Origin of the sequence: Streptomyces sp. SID5464 (assembly GCF_009862985.1) — a bacterium.
GTDB classification, from domain to species: Bacteria; Actinomycetota; Actinomycetes; order Streptomycetales; family Streptomycetaceae; genus Streptomyces; species Streptomyces chartreusis_D.
Map to the genome: position 1 here is coordinate 119,641 of NZ_WWIQ01000071.1, position 18,254 is coordinate 137,894.

The following is an 18,254-nucleotide window of genomic DNA, read 5'->3' on the forward strand; positions in this document are numbered from 1 at the left end:
CCCCTTCGGGGCGCGATCCTCGCCCCCCTCGACGAGAACCGTACGAACCTCTGGGACCCCCATGACTCTCACTCAGCACGACATCGACCAGGAGATCGCGGCCGAGCGTGCCGCGTACGAGAAGCGGCTCGCGGACGGCGGGCCCGTGGAGCACAAGCCGCGCCGCGGCTACGCCCCGTACCGCTCCTCCGTGCTCCGCCACCCGAAACAGCCGCCGGTCACGATCGACGTCAGCAAGGACCCGGAGCTGGTGGAGCTGGCCTCCCCGGCCTTCGGGGAGCGGGACGTCACCGAGATCGACAACGACCTCACCCGGCAGCACAACGGTGAGCCGATCGGCGAGCGCATCACCGTCTCCGGGCGGCTGCTCGACCGCGACGGGCGCCCCGTGCGGGGCCAGCTCGTGGAGATCTGGCAGGCGAACTCGGCGGGCCGCTACGCCCATCAGCGCGAGCAGCACGACGCCCCGCTGGACCCGAACTTCACCGGCGTGGGCCGCACCCTCACCGACGACGAGGGCCGCTACCACTTCACCACCATCCAGCCGGGCCCGTACCCGTGGCGCCAGCACCTCAACGCCTGGCGGCCGGCGCACATCCACTTCTCGCTCTTCGGCACGGCGTTCACCCAGCGACTCGTGACGCAGATGTACTTCCCGAGCGATCCGCTGTTCCCGTACGACCCGATCATCCAGTCGGTGACGGACGACGCTGCCCGGCAGCGGCTGGTCGCCACGTACGACCACAGCCTGTCGGTGCCGGAGTTCTCGATGGGCTACCACTGGGACATCGTGCTGGACGGCCCGAACGCCACCTGGATCGAAGAAGGGCGCTGACCTGCCATGACGAAGATCGACACCAGCAGGCCGGAGAGCGTGCTGCCCACCCCGTCGCACACCGTCGGCCCGTTCTACGGCCACGCCCTGCCGTTCCGCGGCGGCGAGGACGTCGCGCCCCTCGGGCATCCGGACACGGTCACCCTGCACGGGTACGTCACCGACGGCGCGGGCGATCCGCTGCCGGACGCCCTGATCGAGCTGTGGGGCGCGGATCCGGACGGCAACGTGCCGACGGCGGACGGTTCGATGCGCCGCGACCCGGCGTCGGGCGGCTTCCTGGGGCGCAACGGCGTGGAGTTCACGGGCTGGGGACGGATCCAGACAGATGCGAACGGCCACTGGTACGCGCGCACGCTGCGACCCGGCGCGCGCGGGCGGAGCGCGCCGTACATCAGCGTGTGCGTCTTCGCGCGCGGGCTTCTCGTGCACCTGTACACCCGCATCTACCTGCCGGGCGACGATGCGGTGCTCGCCGCCGATCCGCTGCTGTCCCGGCTGGAGGACGGGCGCCGCGAGACGCTGATCGCCGTGGCGGAGGCGGCCGGCACGTACCGTTTCGACATCCGCCTTCAGGGCGAAGGCGAGACGGTCTTCCTGGAGTTCCAGTGACAACTGCCCATGGCGACACCGGCCTGCTCGCCCCGGGGTGGGCAGGCTCCGCGGCCGCGTCCGCCACGAGCGACCACGCGTATCTGCGGGCCCTGCTCGACGCGGAGGCCGCGCTGACCCGGGCCCAGGCGGCGCTGGGGCTGGCCCCCGCGGAGGCGGCGACGGCGGTGACCGAGGCGGCCGGCGCCGGCGCCTTGGACGTACGGTTGCTCGCCGAGCGGGCGCGCGCGGGCGGCAACCCCGTCATTCCCCTGGTCGCGGAGCTGACGAAGGCCGTCGGCGAGGAGTACGGCTCCTATGTCCACCGCGGCGCGACCAGCCAGGACATCATGGACACCGCGACGATGCTGGTCGCCGTGCGCACCCTGGACCTGATCCTGGCCGATCTCGGCCGCACCGAGCAGGCGCTCGCCCGGCTGGCCGCCGAGCACCGCGACACCGCGATGCCGGGGCGGACGCTCACCCAGCACGCCGTACCGACGACGTTCGGGCTGAAGGTGGCCGGCTGGCGGGCGCTCGTCCTGGACGCCCGGGACCGCATCGCCCGGGTACGCGGGGGCCTCCCCGTCCAACTGGGCGGCGCGGCGGGCACCCTGGCGGCCTTCGGGGCGTACGGGGCGGGCGATCCGGCCGCACTGCCGGTGGCCTACGCCCGTGAACTCGGCCTGCGTGCACCCGATCTGCCCTGGCACACCCTGCGGACGCCCGTCGCCGATCTCGCCGGGTGCCTCGCCTTCGCGGCGGGCGCGCTCGGCAAGCTCGCCGTGGACGTGCTGACCCTCTCGCGCACCGAGATCGCCGAGGTCGCGGAGGGCAGCGGCGGGGGTTCGTCGGCCATGCCGCACAAGTCCAATCCCGTACGGTCCACCCTCATCGCGTCCGCCGCGCGGCGGGCACCGCAGCTCGCGGCCACGCTGTACGGGTCGCTGGCGGCGGAGGACGAGCGGCCGGCCGGGGCCTGGCACGCGGAGTGGGAGCCGCTGCGGGACCTGCTGCGGCTGGCCGGCGGGGCCGCCCGGGACGCCGTCGAGCTGGCGGAAGGACTGCGGGTGAGGCCCGAGGCCATGCGCGCACACCTGGACCTCACCGACGGGTTGATCGTCTCCGAGCGGCTGTCGGCCGAGCTGGCCCCGCTGCTGGGCCGCGCCCGCGCCAAGGAACTCCTCACCCGGCTGGCCTCCGAGGGGCGTCCGCTGGCCCAGGCGCCGGAGCTGGCGGACGCCGACCTCGATCCCACCCACTACACCGGCTCCGCCGGAGCCCTCACCGACCGTGCCCTGGAGCGACGTTGACACTCCTCGACCACCGTGCCGAAGGGTCCCCTTCCGCACCCCCGCTGCTGCTCGGCCCCTCACTCGGCACGTCGAACGCCCTGTGGGACAAGGTGGCGCCCGAGCTGTCGATCACCCATCGGGTCGTCCGCTGGGACCTGCCGGGGCACGGCGGCTCGGCGGCCGGTCTCATCGGGGCGGGCGCGACGGTCGGTGACCTCGCCGACCTGGTGCTGGCGCTCGCCGACTCGCTCGGCATCGAACGGTTCGCGTACGCGGGGGTGTCGCTGGGCGGGGCCGTGGGACTGCACCTCGCGGTACACCGTCCCCAGCGGCTGTCGTCCCTCGCCGTGATCTGCTCCTCCGCGCACTTCAACGGGGCGAAGCCGTGGCAGGAGCGGGCCGCGCTGGTGCGGCGGGAAGGGCTGGCCGGGCTGGCGGAGAGCGCCGACGCGCGCTGGTTCACGTCCGGTTTCACCGTGCCGGAGCTGGTGGACGACCACCGTCGCGCCGACCCGGACGCGTACGCCGCCTGCTGTGACGCGCTCGCCGCGTTCGATCTGCGGGACCGGCTGCCCGAGATCGCCGTACCCACCCTGCTGGTCGCCGGACGGGACGATCCGGCGACGCCGCCCGCGCATCTGCGGGAGATCGCGGACGCGGTGCCGGGCGCGGCGCTCGTGGAGCTCCCGGGCGCCTCGCACCTGGCGCCCGCGCAGTGCCCGGAGGCGGTGCTGTCCGCGCTGCGGGCGCACTTCGGCGGGCCCGCCGGACGCGGTATGGAGATGCGGCGCGAGGTGCTCGGCGTCGCGCACGTCGACCGGGCGCAGGCCCGGCAGACCCCCTTCACCGCGCGCTTCCAGGACTTCATCTCGCGCTACGCCTGGGGCGAGATATGGACCGACCCGACGCTGTCGCGCCGCGAGCGCAGCATGATCACCCTCACCGCGCTGGTCGCGCACGGCCACTACGACGAACTGGCCATGCACGTCCGGGCGGCCCGCCGCAACGGGCTCACGCCGGAGGAGATCGGCGCCGTGCTGCTCCAGAGCGCGGTGTACTGCGGGGTGCCGGCGGCGAACTCGGCGTTCGCGACGGCCCAGCGGGTGCTGGCCGAAGAGGACGGAGCCGCAGGGTGACCCTGCCGGTCGTAGCCTCGGCGGTAGCTCGCCCGGGCACGGACGGCGTGCCTACGGTGGGGGCATGTCCACCATCCTGATCACCGGCGCCACCTCGGGGCTCGGCCGGTACGTCGCCTTCGAACTCGTCCGCTCCGGGCATGTCGTCCTCGTTCACGGCCGGGACGCGGACCGCACCGAGCGGCTGGCCGAGGAGCTGCGGACCGAGGGCGACGCCGAGGGGTTGGTCGCCGACCTCGCCTCGCTGGCGCAGGTGCGGGAGCTCGCCGCGCATGTCGGCGACGCGCACCCCGAGCTGGACGTGCTGATCAACAACGCGGGGGTGGGGGCCGGCCCGCCCGGCTCCGGGCGGGAGCTGAGCTCCGACGGGCACGAGTTGCGGCTGGCGGTGAACTACCTCGCGCCGGTCGTGCTGACCCGGGCCCTGCTGCCGGTGCTCCGGGCGAACGCGCCGACGCGGATCGTCAACGTCGGCTCGGCCGGTCAGGAACCCCTCGTCGTCGACGACCCCGAGTTCATCAGGGGCTACGACGGCGTGTCGGCGTACTGCCGCAGCAAGTTCGCTCTCGCCGCGCACACCTTCGCGCTCGCCGAGGAACTGGACGGCACCGGCGTCTCCGTGAACGTGCTGCACCCGGCGACCTACATGGACACGGCGATGGTCCGCGAGGCGGACGTCACGCCGTGGAACACGGTCGCCGACGGGGCGGCCGGTGTGCTGGCACTGGCCACGCGGCACCTGGGCAGCGGCCGGTACTACGACGGGACGAGCCCGGCACGAGCCCATGAGGCGGCGTACGACCCCGAGGTGCGCAAGCGACTCGCCGCGGTGACCGAGCAGTTGCTCGGCGCCTGAGCTACCCGGCCCCGGCGCCGGCCTTCAGCGCCGCCCGTGCCCGTGCCGCCAGTCCGTCCGCGCCGCAGGAGACCGCCAGGCCCAGGCCGCGGTCGAGGTCGGTGGCCGAGCGGGCGGCGATGCCGTACTCGATGCGGGCCGCCGCGTGTTCGTACTGGCAGGGTGAGGACTCCAGGTAGGTGACGGCCTGGGCGGCGAGGCGGACCGCGCGCTGACCGGTCTCCAGGGCGGCGGCGCAGCGCAGGGCCTCCCCTATGGCGGTGTCCGTGCCGAAGCGCTCGGCCTGGCGGCGGACGTCGACGGCGAGCCGGGCAGCACGGGCCGGGTCCTCGGTGGCCAGCGCCCTGGCGAGGTCGGCCGCCCAGGGGACGAGCACGGGGTTGTGGTGCCCGCGCGCTGCCGCCGCCTTCTCGGCTGCCTCCAGTTCGTTGACGCCGTCCTTGGTGCGGCCGACGGCCAGCAGCAGCCGGCCGCGCACCGAGCGCGGGTCCGGCAGCACGATGGTGGACGGGTAGGGCGGGGCGAAGCCGTACCGCTCGGCGACCTCCCAGGCCTCCTCGACATGGCCGCGGGCGAGCAGCGTGTCGACGAGGTTGCAGGTCGCGGACCAGTACAGGGGCAGTCGGCGGCCGACGCGCTCGGCGAGGCGCAGGGACTCGCGCAAGGACTTCTCGGCGTCCCTCAGCCGGCCCCGCCTGCGGTGGCCGAGACCGACGTAGGCGTGGGCCAGGGCCAGGTGGCCGCCGCTCCAGCCGGCCGTCTCGTAGGCGCGCAGGGCCTCGTTGTAGAGGGTCTCGGCGCGGTCGAGGCGGTCGGTGAAGGCGTACGCGTTGGCCAGCATCAGCAGCAGTTCGATGCCCCACTCGGTGTCGGTCCAGCCGAGCCCGGGGGCCAGGCGGCCGTTGACGAGGGCGCGGTCGCACAGTTCGACGACCTCCTCGGCGTTCTCGCCGTGCATCAGGGCGTCGAAGCCGCGCAGGATGAGCAGGGCACGTTCGGAGTTGTCCCGGCCGGTGCAGGTGCGGGCCAGGTCGGCGAGCCGCCGGGAGCGGTCGGGTGAGGTGGTCTCGCCGGCGTGGATGCCCTCCCACATGAAGTGCACGGCCTGGAGCCGCATCCGGGCGGGGCCGGGCTGGAGCCGGGCGGCCTCCGCCTCGACGGTGCGGACGGCCTCCTCCAGCTGGTCGTTGTGGAGCAGCGCCTGGGAGAGCCGGAAGACGGCGTCGACCCGCTTGTCGCCGTCGAGGCCGGGCATGCCGAGCGCGGCCCGCAGCTGGCTGATGGTGCGGGCGGGAGCGGTGAGGAAGGTGGCCTCGGCCAGTTCGTACAGCACGTGGGGGTGCGTCTCGGGCCGGGGCGGCTCCTTCAGGGCGCGCTCCAGGCAGCGGCGGGCGGCGTCGGGGGCGCCGACGGCGAGGTGCTCGCGGGCGGCCTCACGCAGTTGCCCGACGAGTTCCTCGTCGTCGTCCGGGTGGACTTCGATGAGGTGGCGGGCGGCGGCAGCGGCGCCGTGTCCCTCGTCGGTGACGATGCGGGCGGCGATGCCGTGCATGGCGGTGCGCAGGGCGTCGGGGATGGAGTTGTAGACGGCGGTGGCGATCAGCGGGTGGACGAACTCCAGGTCGCCTTCGGCGGTGCGGCCGGTCGTGGGGTCGGGGGCGGTGAGGATGCGGGCGGTGCGCAGCAGTTCGGCGCAGCGGCGGGCCTCGTCGGGCTTCAGGGTGGCGAGCTTGGCGACCAGGTCGAGGGAGATGCCGGTGCCGAGGATGGCGGCGGCCCAGGCGAACCTGGTGGCGTCGATGCCGAGTTCCTCCAGGCGGGCGACGAGACCGCCACCGCGGGCCGAGCGGTTCAGCTCGCGCAGGTCCCCGGCTCGGGCCTCGACCGGTTCGAGTTCGCTGTCCTGCACCTTGGCGAGGAGTTCGACCGTCTCGTAGGGGTTGCCGGCGGTGACGGCCCAGACCTCGCGGCAGAACGCGGCGTCGGCGTGCTCGCCCAGGGTGGCGCGGGTGAGTCCGGCCGTGGCGTCCGGGGTGAGGGCGCTCAGGGTCGTGACGGGGCCGTCCGCGGCGGCGGCGACGGTGTCGAGGTGCCGGGCGCTCGTGCCCGAGACCTCGCCCGGGCGGCGGGTGACCACGACCAGGACGGACATCTCTTCGCGGCGTTCGGCCAGCGCGGCGAGCCAGTGCAGGGTCTCCTGGTCGGCCCAGTGGGCGTCGTCGATGAGCAGCACCAGCGGCCAGTCCCGGCGGGAGAGCCGGCGCACGGCGGCGACCAGTCCGTCGCACACGCCCTGCGGGTCGGCCTGCCGGTCGCCGGGGTCGGCTATCCCGAGGGCGGGCCCGGCGATGTCGTACCAGTCACCGAGGTACTCGCGGGCCTCCTCCGGCAGCATCGACATCAGCGCGGGTTGCAGTAACTGCCGTACGACGTTGAAGGGGACCGACCTGAGGGTCTCGCCGCCGCGTGCCGACCAGACCTGGCAGCCGCGTGCCTCGGCGATGCGGCGTGTTTCGGCCAGCAGCGCGGTCTTGCCGAGCCCGGCCTCGCCGCGGAAGACCAGCAGTCCGCCGGACGAGGAGCGGTCCGCGCACAGGCTGTCGACCGCCCGCGCGACGGCGGCGACTTCCTCGTCGCGCTCCCACAGGGAAGCCGAGGCGGCGGCCGTGGGCCGTACCTCCGTCATCCCGCTACCTCCCCAAGTCGCCCGAACGACGTACAGACGTCGAGCGTAGCCCTCGGATCGCCTGAGCGGAGGGCGGACCGGGCACCTGTTGCCGTGACGGGTGACACGGGGTGCGGCCGGACGACGCGGCAGGCCCGCCAGCAGCCGCCTTCGCGTCAACGGCGAACGCGGGCACGGGAGGTGACGTTCATTCACCGGCAGGGGACAGACGGTGCGGCTTCCCCGCCCGGCCGGAGGCCGACGCGCCCGCTGCCGGACCGACGCGATCCGATCGGTTCCTCTCATGCCACTTTCACCGACGCCTCATACGGTGGGGGCATGACGCAGGAGACTCCTTCCGGGTGGTACCCCGACCCCGGGCAGAAAAGTGACGGGCCCGCCACCGAGCGCTGGTGGGACGGCAAGTCCTGGACGGACCGCATCCGCCCGGCTCAGCCGACCGCGACCTGGGGTCCCCCTCCGCAGCGGCCGACGGTGGAGTCCTCCACGGCGGATCCCGCCGGTGGCGGTGTGCCGTCGGCAGATCCGGCGCCCTCAGGTGAGGCGGCGCCCGCGGGGCATCCGGGTGCTGTCGGGCAGCCGGACGCGGGGCCGCGGGATGCCGCGGCACCGGGAGCCGCCGGGAACCCGGGCGGCGCCGGGCAGCCGACGGACGTTGACCGGCCGGAGGCTGGGCATCCGGTTGATGCCGGGGCACCGGGAGCTTCGGAGAATCCGGCCGACTCCGGAAATCCGACCGGCACCGGGAACCCAGGAGGCGCCGGAGCCCCAGGAGCCCCGGGGCATGCGGGGAGTGCCGGAGCCCCAGGAACCTCCCCGTACCCGGGCAGCACCGAACAAGCGGGAGCCGCCGGAAATCCGACCGGCACCGGGAACCCGGGAGGCGCCGGAGCCCCAGGAACCTCCCCGTACCCGGGCAGCACCGGACAACCGGGAGTCCCCGGGTATCCCGGCGGCGCTGGATATCCGCCCGGCGGCGCTGGATATCCGCCCGGCGCCGGGTATCCGCCCGGGCCCGGGTATCCGCCCGGCGCCGGGTATCCCGCCTACCCCGCCGCGCCTCCGGCCGCCGGCCGCGGGCGAGGGCTGCGGATCGGGATAGCCGTGGCGGCAGCCGTCGCCGTCCTCGCCAGCATCGGTGTCGGCGTGTACGCGCTGACCGACAACGGCGGCTCGGGCGGCGGCACCGCCACCTCGCAGGGACCGGGCGGCCCGGGCGGAGCCGGAGGCCAGGGCGGGCCGTTCGGCGGGCCGGGCGGATCCGGAGGTTCCGGCGGTGACGGCGGATCCGGGGGCGCCGGAGGGTCCGGCGGGGATGGCGGCCCCGGTGGGCCGAGTCCCTCGCCCGAGCAGTCCGAGCCGCCGAAGGTCAGGAGCGGGTCGGTGACCGACGCGGTCAGCGGGATCAGTCTGCCGATCCCCGAGGGCTGGTACGGCCAGGAGGCCAGGGTCGGCGCACAGGTGACGTCCGACGACTCCTACAAGTGCCCCGGCGACACCACCTCGACCTGCACGAAGGGCGGCGCCTACTCGGCCCCGGCCCTGGTCCTCGGCACCAAGGGCAGCACCGCCGAGGAGATCGCCAAGGCGGACATCGCGGCGAACGCGGAGGAGTCCTACGGCGGCAAGTCCTACGGTGGGATCACCTCCCACGACGTGCTGGACTCCAAGGCCGTGACCGTGGCCGGGCAGAAGGGCTACCTGGTCCGCTGGAAGGCCGTCACGAGCAAGGGCGCCGACGGCATCGTGGAGTCGCTCGCGTTCCCCTCCCCCGCGAACCAGAAGCAGATGGTCGTCGTGCGCTTCGGCGTCGACGCCGACCAGAAGGAGTCCGTCCTGGACGAGATCACGAAGGGCATCAAGGTGTCGACGGGCGGCGGCAACGGCCAGAACGTCTGACCGGTCCCGGCACGCCGGACGACGAGGTGCCCCGGTCACTGTCGGCCGGGTGGGGCGCCCCCGCCGCTCACAGGGGCACCCCACCCGGCCGGGGTGCGCGCCGCCCCCGTCCCCACGGGTCGGCGCGGTCGGGTCACCGTCCGGTCATCCCGGGACGGCGGCCCGGGTCTCAGGTGAGGCCGAGTGCCGGCAGCACGGCCGCCTCCACGAACCGGACCAGATAGTCCGGGTCCGGGTCCGCGTCCTCGCCCTCCAGGACGGGCCGGATGCGCAGGACGCCGAACATCTGCGCCGGGATGTACTCCAGCGCCGGATGATCGGCGGGCACCTCCCCCCGTTCGACCCCGCGCCGGATGATCTCCTTGAGCGCGGCGATCTCCGGTTCGACCAGCGCCTCGCGCAACGCGCGCTTCAGCTCGGGGTCCTGCGGCGCGGCATGGGCGAGCGCCTGGAGGAGCTTGGTGTCCCGGCCCGACAGCTCGCCCGCCGCCCGGGCGGCCTCGCGCAGGTCGTCCGCGAGTGAGCCGGTGTCGATGCAGCGCGTCCGCCGGTGGGAGCGCAGCGCCGCCGCCACGAACTGGGGCTTGGTCTTCCACTGACGGTAGAGCGTGGACTTGCTGCACCGCGTGCTGGCCGCGATCCCCTCCATGGTGACGGAGTCGTAGCCGCACTCGCGGAGCTGCTCCAGCACGGCGTCGTAGAACTCCTGCTCACGCTCCGGCGTGATCTTGGAGCGGCGCGAGGTGCCGACCGGCTCGGGTCGGTCCGCAGCCTGCGACGTCATGGGCTGTGCTCCTGGCTTTCCTCGGGCGGCCGGAAAATTCCCGGCCGGCGGTGTGTCGTTCGTCTATCGATACGCCAGTGTACCGGTACGCGATCGTATCGGTACACTGGCGTATCGGTACGCACTCGTACCGATAACAGCAGCACCGTCACCGAAGGGGCCGGGGGATGAATGCCCGCACCGAGCCTGCGCCGGCGGGGTCCGACGCGATAGCGCGACCGTCGCTCGTCCGGGAGCTCCTGCTCGTCGCAGGACTCTTCCTCGTCTACAAGCTCGGCCGGCAGCTGGCCACCGGCCACACCGGTGAGGCCCTCCGCAACGCGCACCGCGTGTGGAACCTCGAACGAGCGGTCCGCCTGCCCGGCGAGGGGACGGTGCAGTCCCTGCTGCTGCACGGCGACGGCCTGGTGCACATCGCGAACTCCTACTACGCGGCCGTCCACTTCCCGGCCACCGCCGCCTTCCTGGTCTGGCTCTACCTGCGCCGCCCGGCCCACTACGTGTGGGCCCGCCGGGTGCTGGCCGCCGTCACCGGCGCCGCCCTGGTCCTGCATCTGCTGTTCCCGCTCGCCCCGCCGCGCATGCTGGCCGAGACCGGCCTCGTGGACACGGCACGGGTGTACGGCCCGTCGGTGTACGGGGCCCCCGCGACCGACTCCCTGTCGAACCAGTTCGCGGCGATGCCGTCGCTGCACTTCGGCTGGGCGCTGATGGTCGCGGTCGGGCTGATCGTGGCGACCCGCTCGCGGTGGCGCTGGTTGTGGCTGCTGCACCCCCTGCTGACGCTGCTGGTGATCGTCGGCACCGCGAACCACTACTGGCTCGACGCGATCGTGGCGACGGGTCTGCTGGGTCTGGCCCTGGCAGCGATCCTCCCCCCGGGCTTCGTCCGGGGGACCCCCATCTCGCTTCGCTCGCCCCACCGCACGGCCACGACGGCGCGCCGCGCGCAGGGCAGGCTCGTACCGGTCCGGGCGCAGGCCCGGGCCGAGGAGCGGGTGCCGGCGGGGGCGGGCCGATGAGCGCCGTCCTCGTCGCCGTGGCCCTGTCCCTCGTCTCCGCCGTCGCCTACGCGGCCGCCGCGGTCGCCCAGGAGCGGCTCGCCTCCCGTTCGCCCGGCTCGGGCACGCTGCGGCTGCTCGCCCGGGGCGCCTGGTGGTGGTCGGTCGGGCTGAACGCGGCTGCCGCGCTGCTGCACGTGGTGGCGCTGAAGTACGGGCCGCTGACCGTGGTCCAGCCGCTCGGTGCCCTCACCCTGGTCGCGGCGGTGCCGATGGGGGCGCGGCTCGCGGGGCGGCGGGTGAGTGCCGTCGAGTGGCGGGGCACCGCGCTGACGTTGCTGGGCCTGGCCGCGATCCTGGTCACGGCGTCCGGTCCGGCGCCCGACGACGTGCTGAGCGTGCCCGAGGCCTTGACGGTCGCGGGCGCCACCGCCGCCCTCATCGGGCTGCTGTCCCGCCCGGGCGCCCGCCCCGGGCTGCGGCACGCGAGCGCGTCCGGCGTGGCCTCCGGGGTCGCCTCGGCCCTCACTCAGACCGTGACGGTGGCCGCGACGGACCGGTCCGGCCCGCTGCTGAGCGTCCAGGTGATCGGGGTGGCGCTGCTCGTGGCGGCGTTCGCGGCCGGCGGGCTGCTGCTGTCGCAGACGGCCTACCGCGGTGGTCTCGGCGGCCCGCTCGCGATGGTGACCCTGGCCAACCCGCTGGCCGCCGCGGTGATCGGTCTGGCGCTGCTGGGCGAACGGCTCCAGGGCGGCCCGGCGGGCGTGCTGCTCGCGCTCGCGGGGGCCGGACTGGCGTCCTGGGGCGTGGTGCTGCTCAGCCGGACGGCGCCCGCTGCCGTCCCGGCCGACGACGACCATCCGGTGGCCGCCGTCCTCGCCCTGGAACCCGGTTCGGCCGCGGCCGAACCGGCGCTGGTGCCCCGGCCGCACGATCCGGGGCACCTCACCACGGCTACCCGGTGATGATCGCCGGGTCGCTCACGCCCGGCTGCCCGTTCTCGACGTGTCCGGCGAACCGCCGCAGGAACGCCTTGTCGCCCTCGGCGGTGACGGTCAGGTCGTACCAGCGGCGACTGGCGGCGAGCCCGACGGTCCGGCGCACCTTCGCGCCGGGGCGGACGGTGACGGTCGAGGGCCGGCCGCCGTAACCGTCGGAGAGCTTCAGCCGTGCCGTGCCGGAGCCCTTGTTGGTGAAGGTCAGCTCGATGTCGTCACCGGTGTGGCGTGCGGTGACCTCGCAACCGGCGGTCGTGTTCGACCCCTTGAAGACCCGCACGAAGCCGTTGGGGCCGTGCACCGTCAGGTCGTAGGAGCCCGCCGAGTAGGCCGAGTTCCAGGTGTCGGAGAGCGTCTTGCCGGCCTCGGTGGTGTACGTCCAGGGGCCGTCGGTGCGGTTGCCGGAGGTGACGTGGAAGGCGGCGCCGGCCTTCGGCCCGGAGGCGAAGGCGAGGGTGAGCTTCCCGGCCGCCGCGTCGACCGAGGCGTCCACGTGCGGGGCGTACCTCAGCGGCCGGGCGCGGCGCAGACCGCGTTCCTGGCGGGGCATGCGCGGGTCGGCGGGCGGGGCCGGCTTGTAGTCGGGGTGGCGTTCGCGGTCCTGCGGTTCGTACCCGTCGGTGCCGGGCAGCGGGGCCGGGCGCGTGTCCTTGCGGGAGAAGTCGAACGCGGATGTCAGGTCACCGCAGATGGCACGGCGCCACGGCGAGATGTTGGTCTCGCGCACACCGAAGCGGCGCTCCATGAACCGCAGGATGGAGGTGTGGTCGAGGGTCTCGGAACAGACGTATCCGCCCTTGCTCCACGGCGAGACGACCAGCATCGGCACCCGCGGGCCGAGACCGTACGGACCGGCCGTGTTCTTGCTGTCCCCGGGGAAGAGGTCGAGGGAGACGTCGACGGTGGACTTGCCGCGGGAGGCGTCCTTCGGCGGCAGGGGCGGCACCACGTGGTCGAAGAAGCCGTCGTTCTCGTCGTAGGTGATGAACAGGGCCGTCTTCGCCCAGACCTCCGGGTTGGAGGTGAGGGCGTCCAGGACCTGGGCGATGTACCAGGCGCCGTAGTTCGAGGGCCAGTTGGAGTGCTCGGAGAAGGCCTCGGGGGCGGCGATCCAGGAGATCTGCGGCAGCCTGCCGGCCTTGACGTCGGCCCTCAGCAGGTCGAAGTACCCGTCGCCGGCCTTGGCGTTCGTGCCCGTGCGGGCCTTGTCGTACCAGGGGTCGCCGGGCTTGGCGTCGCGGTACTTGTCGAAGTAGAGCAGCGAGTTGTCGCCGTAGTTGCCGCGGTAGGCGTCCTCGATCCAGCCCCAGGAGCCCTTCGCGTCGAGGCCGTCGCCGATGTCCTGGTAGATCTTCCAGGAGATGCCGGCCCGCTCCAGGCGCTCGGGGTAGGTCGTCCAGCCGTAGCCGAGTTCGTCGTTGCCGAGGACGGGGCCGCCGCCGGTGCCGTCGTTGCCCGTGTACCCGGACCACATGTAGTAGCGGTTGGGGTCGGTGGAGCCGATGAACGAGCAGTGGTAGGCGTCGCAGACGGTGAAGGCGTCGGCGAGGGCGTAGTGGAAGGGGATGTCCTCGCGGGTCAGGTACGCCATGGTCGTGGTGCCCTTGGCGGGCACCCAGCGGTCGTACTTGCCGCCGTTGTAGGCCTGGTGGCCGTCGGGCCAGGAGTGTGGCAGGCCCTCCAGGAACTGCATGCCGAGGTCGTCGGCGTCCGGGTGGAACGGCAGGATCTCCTTGCCGTCCTTCTCCTGGTGCCAGACCGGTTTGCCGTTGTCGAGGGTGACCGGGCGCGGGTCGCCGAAGCCGCGAACGCCCCTCAGGGTGCCGAAGTAGTGGTCGAAGGAACGGTTCTCCTGCATCAGGACGACGATGTGCTCGACGTCCTCGATCGACCCGGTGCGGTGGTTGGCCGGGAGCGCGGCGGCGCGCTGGATGCTGGCGGACAACGCGCTGAAGGCCGTGGTGGCACCCGCGAGTTGGAGAAAGCGGCGCCGGTTGACTTCGGACATGAAGGACAGACCTCTCATCCTGAGGTGCGGGATGGCCGGAACGTGACGGAATCTGCGCGGAAGGAGTGTTTCAGGGACACCAAACGGCAAGGAAGGGGCTGGTGACACTCGTGTGAAAGTCGCCGGTACGCCAGGTGTGGCGGGGCGTTGTCAGGGGAGGGTGAGGGGCGTGACAGAGACGCAGACGGTTTCCCCGCCGACGAAACGGCCCGTTCGCCAGCTCCTCGCCGCCTCCGTGGGCAACGCGGTGGAGTGGTACGACTGGTACGCCTACACGTTTCTGGCCACGTACATCGCGTCCCAGGTCTTCCCGAAGAGCGCGGACAACTCGCTGGTGCCGCTGCTGTCCACGTTCGCGGTCTTCGCGGTGGGCTTCTTCATGCGGCCGGTCGGCGGGCTGCTGATGGGCGCGGTCGCGGACCGGCACGGGCGGCGGGCCGCGCTGACGGTCACGATCCTGCTGATGGGCGGCAGCAGCCTGCTGGTCGGGCTGACGCCGACGTACGCGTCGGTGGGCGTGCTCGCGCCGGTGGTCCTCGTCCTCGCGCGGCTGCTGCAGGGCCTGTCCGTGGGCGGCGAGTTCGCGGCCTCCACGACCTTCCTGGTCGAGTCGGCGGCCCCCGGCCGGCGCGGGCTGTTCTCCAGCTTCCAGTACGTGTCGACGACCGTGGGGCAACTGGTCGCCTCCGGCATCGCCACGCTGCTCGTGGACACGCTGAGCGACGGGCAGATGAACGGCTGGGGCTGGCGGGTGCCGTTCGTGCTCGGGGCGGTGCTGAGCCTGGTCGGCTTCTGGATCCGGCAGGGTGCGCAGGAGACCCGGAGCGCCGAGCAGCAGAAGGCCCCGCGCCCCGGCCTGTTCGAGGCGCTGCGGCGGCACCCGCGTGAGTCGCTCCTCATCGGCGGCATCACGGCGGGCGGCACCATCGCCTACTACACGTGGACGTCGTACCTGCCGACGTACGCCGAGCTCAACGCGGGCATCGACAAGTCGGACGCGCTGCTGGCGGGCACGGTCTCACTGGCCTTCTTCGCGCTGCTGCAACCGCTCGGCGGCCTCCTGTCTGACCGCTTCGGGCGCCGCCCGCTGCTCCTCTTCTTCGGCCTGGGCTTCGCCCTGCTCACCGTGCCCCTGCTGCACGCCCTGCGCGACTCGTTCGCGGTGCTGCTGCTCGTGCAGTGCGCCGGCATGGTGCTGCTGACCGGGTTCACCTCGATCAGCGCGGCCGTGAACGCGGAGATCTTCCCGCCCCGGGTCCGCGCGGCCGGTATCGGTTTCCCCTACTCGCTGACGGTGGCCCTGTTCGGCGGTACGGCTCCGTACGTGGGCACGCTGTTCAAGGAGGTGGGCCACGCGGGGCTGTTCCCCTGGTACGTCGCGGTGCTCTGCCTGCTGTCGTCGCTGGTGTACCTGCGGCTGCCGGAGACGGCCCACACGCCTCTCCGGCGGTGAACGGGCGGCCGGGCTGCGGGTCAGGGCCCGGCTCGCGGGCGAGCCCCCTCCGTTCCCTCGTCCACGGGCGCCCTCGCGCGCGTCCCCTCCTGTGCCCCCTCGTGCGGTCCCTCGCCGTCCTGGAAGGCGGCCGGCGGTCCGGGCGCCCCGGTCTCTCCCGGCACGTCGCTCTCCTTGACGGCGGCTCGCTCGGGGTCGACGACGGCCTCGGTCGTCCGGCCGACCTCCGCCAGCGTCATCTGGGCGCGGTCGTCGACCAGCCGGGTCACCAGGTGCTGGGCGGCACCGAAGGCCGCGGCCCAGCCGAGGACCTGCGCCCTGCTGTCGAGATCGCTCAGCCCGGGGACGAAGGCGCCCCGGATCAGCAGCAGTCCGAGGAAGGCGGACAGGGCGCCGGTGGGGAACTTCAGCACCGCCGACGCCAGGGGCAGCATGTAGGGCGAGTCGGTGCCCCGGATGCGGCGCAGCGAGGCGATGACGGTGAGTGCCGCGCCGGCCAGGCCGGCGATCTCGACGGTGAGAATGTCCCTCGACTCGGCCAGTTCACTGGCGGGAGTGCCCGCCGACACGTCGGTATGCTCCGCGGTGGGGCACACGACAGTGACCCCGCTCGCGCCCCCGGGGTCGACCTTGGGCGTGAAGCAGATGCTCAGCGACTGGGGAAAGAACCAGCCGTAGACGGCGAGGCCCGCCACGCCGAGCAGGACGAGGAACGTCGCGGTCCACAGGATGTTGCGCAGGCTGCGCACCCGGGCCAGTTCGTCGTCCAGCGCGTTGTACGCGGCGTCGAGCGCCCGGACCATGAGGTCACGGTCGCTCGGTGAGATCTCGCCGGAGATGATGGAACGGAGCCGCCGGCCCAGACGGACGCGTCGCGGATCGTCCGCTTCCAGATGATCCTTGACCAGGGCCATGACGTCGCTGGCACGGCCGGCGGCTTCCTCGTCGGAGACCAGCTGCAGGAGCATCACCTCCGCGCTGCGTATGTTCGACCAGACGCCCTCACGCGCGGCCGATCCGGACCAGGCACGCCGCCATCCGAAATCCTCGTCGGCAGCCGCGCCGGCCTTCTTCAGATGGCCCCGCATTCCCTCGACGAGCGTCTTGCGGTCTTCGGAGCACGGTTTGACACGTTCGCGTTCCAGCTGGGCTTCGAGATAGGCGATCCGGGTTTTCGCCCGTGCGCGCCAAGCGGTCCGCGGTGGCCGGCCCGGAGCTGTTCCGGTCACTCGTAGACGGCGGGTACGTGCAGCCTCTCCCACGACTTCCGGCCCGGTATGCCGTCAGCGTCCCGGCCACCGAATCCGAGTTTGCGCTGCCACTTCGCGTACGACTTCCGGTCTGCTTCGCTCCACTGCGAGTCGGGCCCGTCGGCGTACGCCGAGCAGCCCTCCTCGATGAGGCGGTAGCCCATGGCCTCGATGATCGGGCTGCTCACGGAGGGCTGGAAGAAGTCGGCCCCCGGGAAGGGTTCGTACTCACCCTCCATTTCCGGGGGAGCCACGCGGATCCGCTGTCCGGGATAAATGAGATCCGGATTAGTGATCTGGGGATTCCACTCCAGAATCTGGTCCAGCGTCACGCGGTGCATAACCGCGATCTTACTGAGCGTGTCGCCACGTTTCACTGTGTAAAACTCTACCGTTCTTTCCATGCATCCACACTAAAGGAGCCCTCCGGCACAGAAAAGTCGAGAATTCCGTTTCGATTTCACTTTTTGATACGGAAACGACTTCCGCGGAAATCGGCTCACAGGCGGACGACGACCAAGGCGCTGCCGTCGTCCTGACCACCGCCGGGGACGCCCATCCCGTCCCGCAGCCCGTCGGCGAGTTCCTCCAACGGCAGCGTGCCGTACGGGGCCAGAGCGTCGATCAGCCGGGCCAGGCCGACGTCGATGTCCTCGTCGCGGCGTTCGAAGAGGCCGTCGGTGTAGTACTGGCCCGCCGGCCGCTGCTGCCGGCACCACCCGCCGCCCGCACAAGGCCCCTTGACGGGCCAGCTCATGACTCCGCTTGCCACTCCGCTCGGCATACGTGTACGTCCGCTCCTTAACTCTGACGCGAAGGGCGCGCGCCCCTTCTTCCCGGGCCACCACACGCTTCGGGAGAGATCTGCAGGATCCCAGTCCACGCGCAGTTCACCTCTGACCAGGAGCGGTCGCCTGAGGTACCGAAGCCCGAGATAGGTGACGAGCGGCAAGCGCTCGCCGCTCACCGACACCTCGCATTACTCCGAGGGGTAGTCGCTGTGCTCAAGGAACTAACAGGCATAGCGGATGTTCTTGCAGCCGATGCAACCGACCTCGACGCCAACAGCAGATACATTCAATGCAGAGCCACATGGATTGTGGTGACCATGTGGTGGTGGGCAGGACATTCCCAGCATCTTCGGCAAGCCGCACACACCGGTACGCTCCCCCGCGTTGCCGTGGGTCAACTCGCGAGATACGGCACCAGCTGGCCGCCGCGCCGATGGGGTTCCCTTCGAAGGGCGGAACCCAGTCCTGGCGCGAAAACAGCGGCGTATGCCTCCCGGCTTGTCGATCACAGTCCACGTCGGCAGCGACGCACAGACCAGATTCAGCGCGAGCTGTGCGGGATCAAGGTGGCGACCTCACCCGCCGGGGTTATGTTCGGAACCCATCCCCGCAGTGCCCCGGAGAGGCACCGTGTTCTGCAAGAACAGGCACGTAGACGAACCTCCTATTCA

Annotated in this window: 13 protein-coding genes and 4 pseudogenes; 10 read left to right on the forward strand and 7 right to left on the reverse strand. The window is 72.5% G+C overall.

Features of this window, described 5'->3' with window-relative positions:
* Nucleotides 1-61: 61 nt before the first annotated feature.
* The 5 genes from pcaH (at nt 62) to GTY47_RS33245 (ending at nt 4,713) form a co-directional block, all read left to right on the forward strand.
* Nucleotides 62-835: a protocatechuate 3,4-dioxygenase subunit beta gene (pcaH, locus tag GTY47_RS33225; protein WP_010042920.1), complete on the forward strand. Its 774-nt coding sequence runs from the start codon at nt 62-64 to the stop codon at nt 833-835.
* Between the two features lie 6 nt (nt 836-841).
* Complete coding sequence (gene pcaG / locus GTY47_RS33230; protein ID WP_010042922.1) at nt 842-1,447, forward strand: protocatechuate 3,4-dioxygenase subunit alpha; 606 nt, start codon at nt 842-844, stop codon at nt 1,445-1,447.
* Entirely contained in the window at nt 1,444-2,739 is a 1,296-nt protein-coding gene (pcaB, locus tag GTY47_RS33235) for a 3-carboxy-cis,cis-muconate cycloisomerase (protein ID WP_010042924.1), read from the forward strand. Before pcaG ends, pcaB begins: the two co-directional genes overlap by 4 nt.
* The gene (pcaD, locus tag GTY47_RS33240; RefSeq protein WP_010042927.1) at nt 2,736-3,857 is read left to right on the forward strand and encodes a 3-oxoadipate enol-lactonase; all 1,122 of its coding nucleotides are present in this window, start codon (nt 2,736-2,738) and stop codon (nt 3,855-3,857) included. Before pcaB ends, pcaD begins: the two co-directional genes overlap by 4 nt.
* Before the next feature lie 64 nt (nt 3,858-3,921).
* On the forward strand, nt 3,922-4,713 hold the full coding sequence (locus GTY47_RS33245; RefSeq protein WP_010042929.1) for an SDR family NAD(P)-dependent oxidoreductase: 792 nt from the start codon (nt 3,922-3,924) through the stop codon (nt 4,711-4,713).
* 1 nt (nt 4,714) lies between these two features.
* On the opposite strand, the gene GTY47_RS33250 is transcribed toward GTY47_RS33245, so the two are convergent.
* A complete protein-coding gene (locus GTY47_RS33250; protein WP_010042931.1) occupies nt 4,715-7,399 on the reverse strand; it encodes an AAA family ATPase in 2,685 nt (894 codons plus the stop codon).
* A gap of 318 nt (nt 7,400-7,717) precedes the next feature.
* On the opposite strand from GTY47_RS33250, the pseudogene GTY47_RS41415 reads away from it, so the two are divergent.
* Nucleotides 7,718-7,834 (forward strand): annotated as a pseudogene (locus GTY47_RS41415) (DUF2510 domain-containing protein); the annotation flags it as partial.
* A gap of 579 nt (nt 7,835-8,413) precedes the next feature.
* A pseudogene (locus tag GTY47_RS33260) lies at nt 8,414-9,298 on the forward strand (hypothetical protein); the annotation flags it as partial.
* A 169-nt stretch (nt 9,299-9,467) separates the two neighbouring features.
* On the opposite strand, the gene GTY47_RS33265 reads toward GTY47_RS33260, so the two are convergent.
* Nucleotides 9,468-10,082: a TetR/AcrR family transcriptional regulator gene (locus GTY47_RS33265; RefSeq protein WP_010042935.1), complete on the reverse strand. Its 615-nt coding sequence runs from the start codon at nt 10,080-10,082 to the stop codon at nt 9,468-9,470.
* A 167-nt stretch (nt 10,083-10,249) separates the two neighbouring features.
* Between GTY47_RS33265 and GTY47_RS33270 the strand changes: the two genes are divergently transcribed.
* Nucleotides 10,250-11,104, forward strand: coding sequence for a phosphatase PAP2 family protein (locus GTY47_RS33270; protein ID WP_010042937.1), 855 nt, complete (start codon nt 10,250-10,252; stop codon nt 11,102-11,104).
* Complete coding sequence (locus GTY47_RS33275) at nt 11,101-12,048, forward strand: hypothetical protein (protein WP_010042939.1); 948 nt, start codon at nt 11,101-11,103, stop codon at nt 12,046-12,048. The genes GTY47_RS33270 and GTY47_RS33275 overlap by 4 nt, the downstream gene beginning before the upstream one ends.
* On the opposite strand, the gene GTY47_RS33280 is transcribed toward GTY47_RS33275, so the two are convergent.
* Nucleotides 12,038-14,089 (reverse strand): phospholipase C, phosphocholine-specific, encoded by a 2,052-nt coding sequence (locus GTY47_RS33280; RefSeq protein ID WP_010042943.1) that lies wholly within the window; start codon nt 14,087-14,089, stop codon nt 12,038-12,040. The genes GTY47_RS33275 and GTY47_RS33280 overlap by 11 nt on opposite strands.
* Before the next feature lie 169 nt (nt 14,090-14,258).
* On the opposite strand from GTY47_RS33280, the gene GTY47_RS33285 reads away from it, so the two are divergent.
* Entirely contained in the window at nt 14,259-15,542 is a 1,284-nt protein-coding gene (locus GTY47_RS33285; protein WP_010042945.1) for an MFS transporter, read from the forward strand.
* A 20-nt stretch (nt 15,543-15,562) separates the two neighbouring features.
* Here the strand turns inward: GTY47_RS33285 and GTY47_RS33290 are convergent, their stop codons facing one another.
* From GTY47_RS33290 to GTY47_RS33300, 4 genes and pseudogenes are all read right to left on the reverse strand, one after another.
* Nucleotides 15,563-16,630, reverse strand: a complete 1,068-nt coding sequence (locus tag GTY47_RS33290; protein ID WP_010042947.1) for a hypothetical protein — start codon at nt 16,628-16,630, stop codon at nt 15,563-15,565.
* 137 nt (nt 16,631-16,767) lie between these two features.
* Nucleotides 16,768-17,019, reverse strand: a pseudogene (locus GTY47_RS41420) (peptidoglycan-binding protein); the annotation flags it as partial.
* Between the two features lie 36 nt (nt 17,020-17,055).
* Nucleotides 17,056-17,196: pseudogene (locus GTY47_RS41745) on the reverse strand (LysM domain-containing protein); the annotation flags it as partial.
* Between the two features lie 95 nt (nt 17,197-17,291).
* Nucleotides 17,292-17,549, reverse strand: a complete 258-nt coding sequence (locus GTY47_RS33300) for a SpoIIE family protein phosphatase (RefSeq protein ID WP_010042951.1) — start codon at nt 17,547-17,549, stop codon at nt 17,292-17,294.
* Between the last annotated feature and the right edge of the window lie 705 nt (nt 17,550-18,254).

Bases quoted from the DNA above. Each gene is read 5' to 3' on its own strand.
- GTY47_RS33250 (WP_010042931.1), bottom strand. From the start codon at position 7,399: ATGACGGAGGTACGGCCCACGGCCGCCGCCTCGGCTTCCCTGTGGGAG.
- GTY47_RS33275 (WP_010042939.1), top strand. From the start codon at position 11,101: ATGAGCGCCGTCCTCGTCGCCGTGGCCCTGTCCCTCGTCTCCGCCGTC.
- pcaH (WP_010042920.1), top strand. From the start codon at position 62: ATGACTCTCACTCAGCACGACATCGACCAGGAGATCGCGGCCGAGCGT.
- GTY47_RS33245 (WP_010042929.1), top strand. From the start codon at position 3,922: ATGTCCACCATCCTGATCACCGGCGCCACCTCGGGGCTCGGCCGGTAC.
- GTY47_RS33290 (WP_010042947.1), bottom strand. From the start codon at position 16,630: ATGCGGGGCCATCTGAAGAAGGCCGGCGCGGCTGCCGACGAGGATTTC.
- GTY47_RS33270 (WP_010042937.1), top strand. From the start codon at position 10,250: ATGAATGCCCGCACCGAGCCTGCGCCGGCGGGGTCCGACGCGATAGCG.
- pcaG (WP_010042922.1), top strand. From the start codon at position 842: ATGACGAAGATCGACACCAGCAGGCCGGAGAGCGTGCTGCCCACCCCG.
- GTY47_RS33265 (WP_010042935.1), bottom strand. From the start codon at position 10,082: ATGACGTCGCAGGCTGCGGACCGACCCGAGCCGGTCGGCACCTCGCGC.
- GTY47_RS33280 (WP_010042943.1), bottom strand. From the start codon at position 14,089: ATGTCCGAAGTCAACCGGCGCCGCTTTCTCCAACTCGCGGGTGCCACC.
- GTY47_RS33300 (WP_010042951.1), bottom strand. From the start codon at position 17,549: ATGAGCTGGCCCGTCAAGGGGCCTTGTGCGGGCGGCGGGTGGTGCCGG.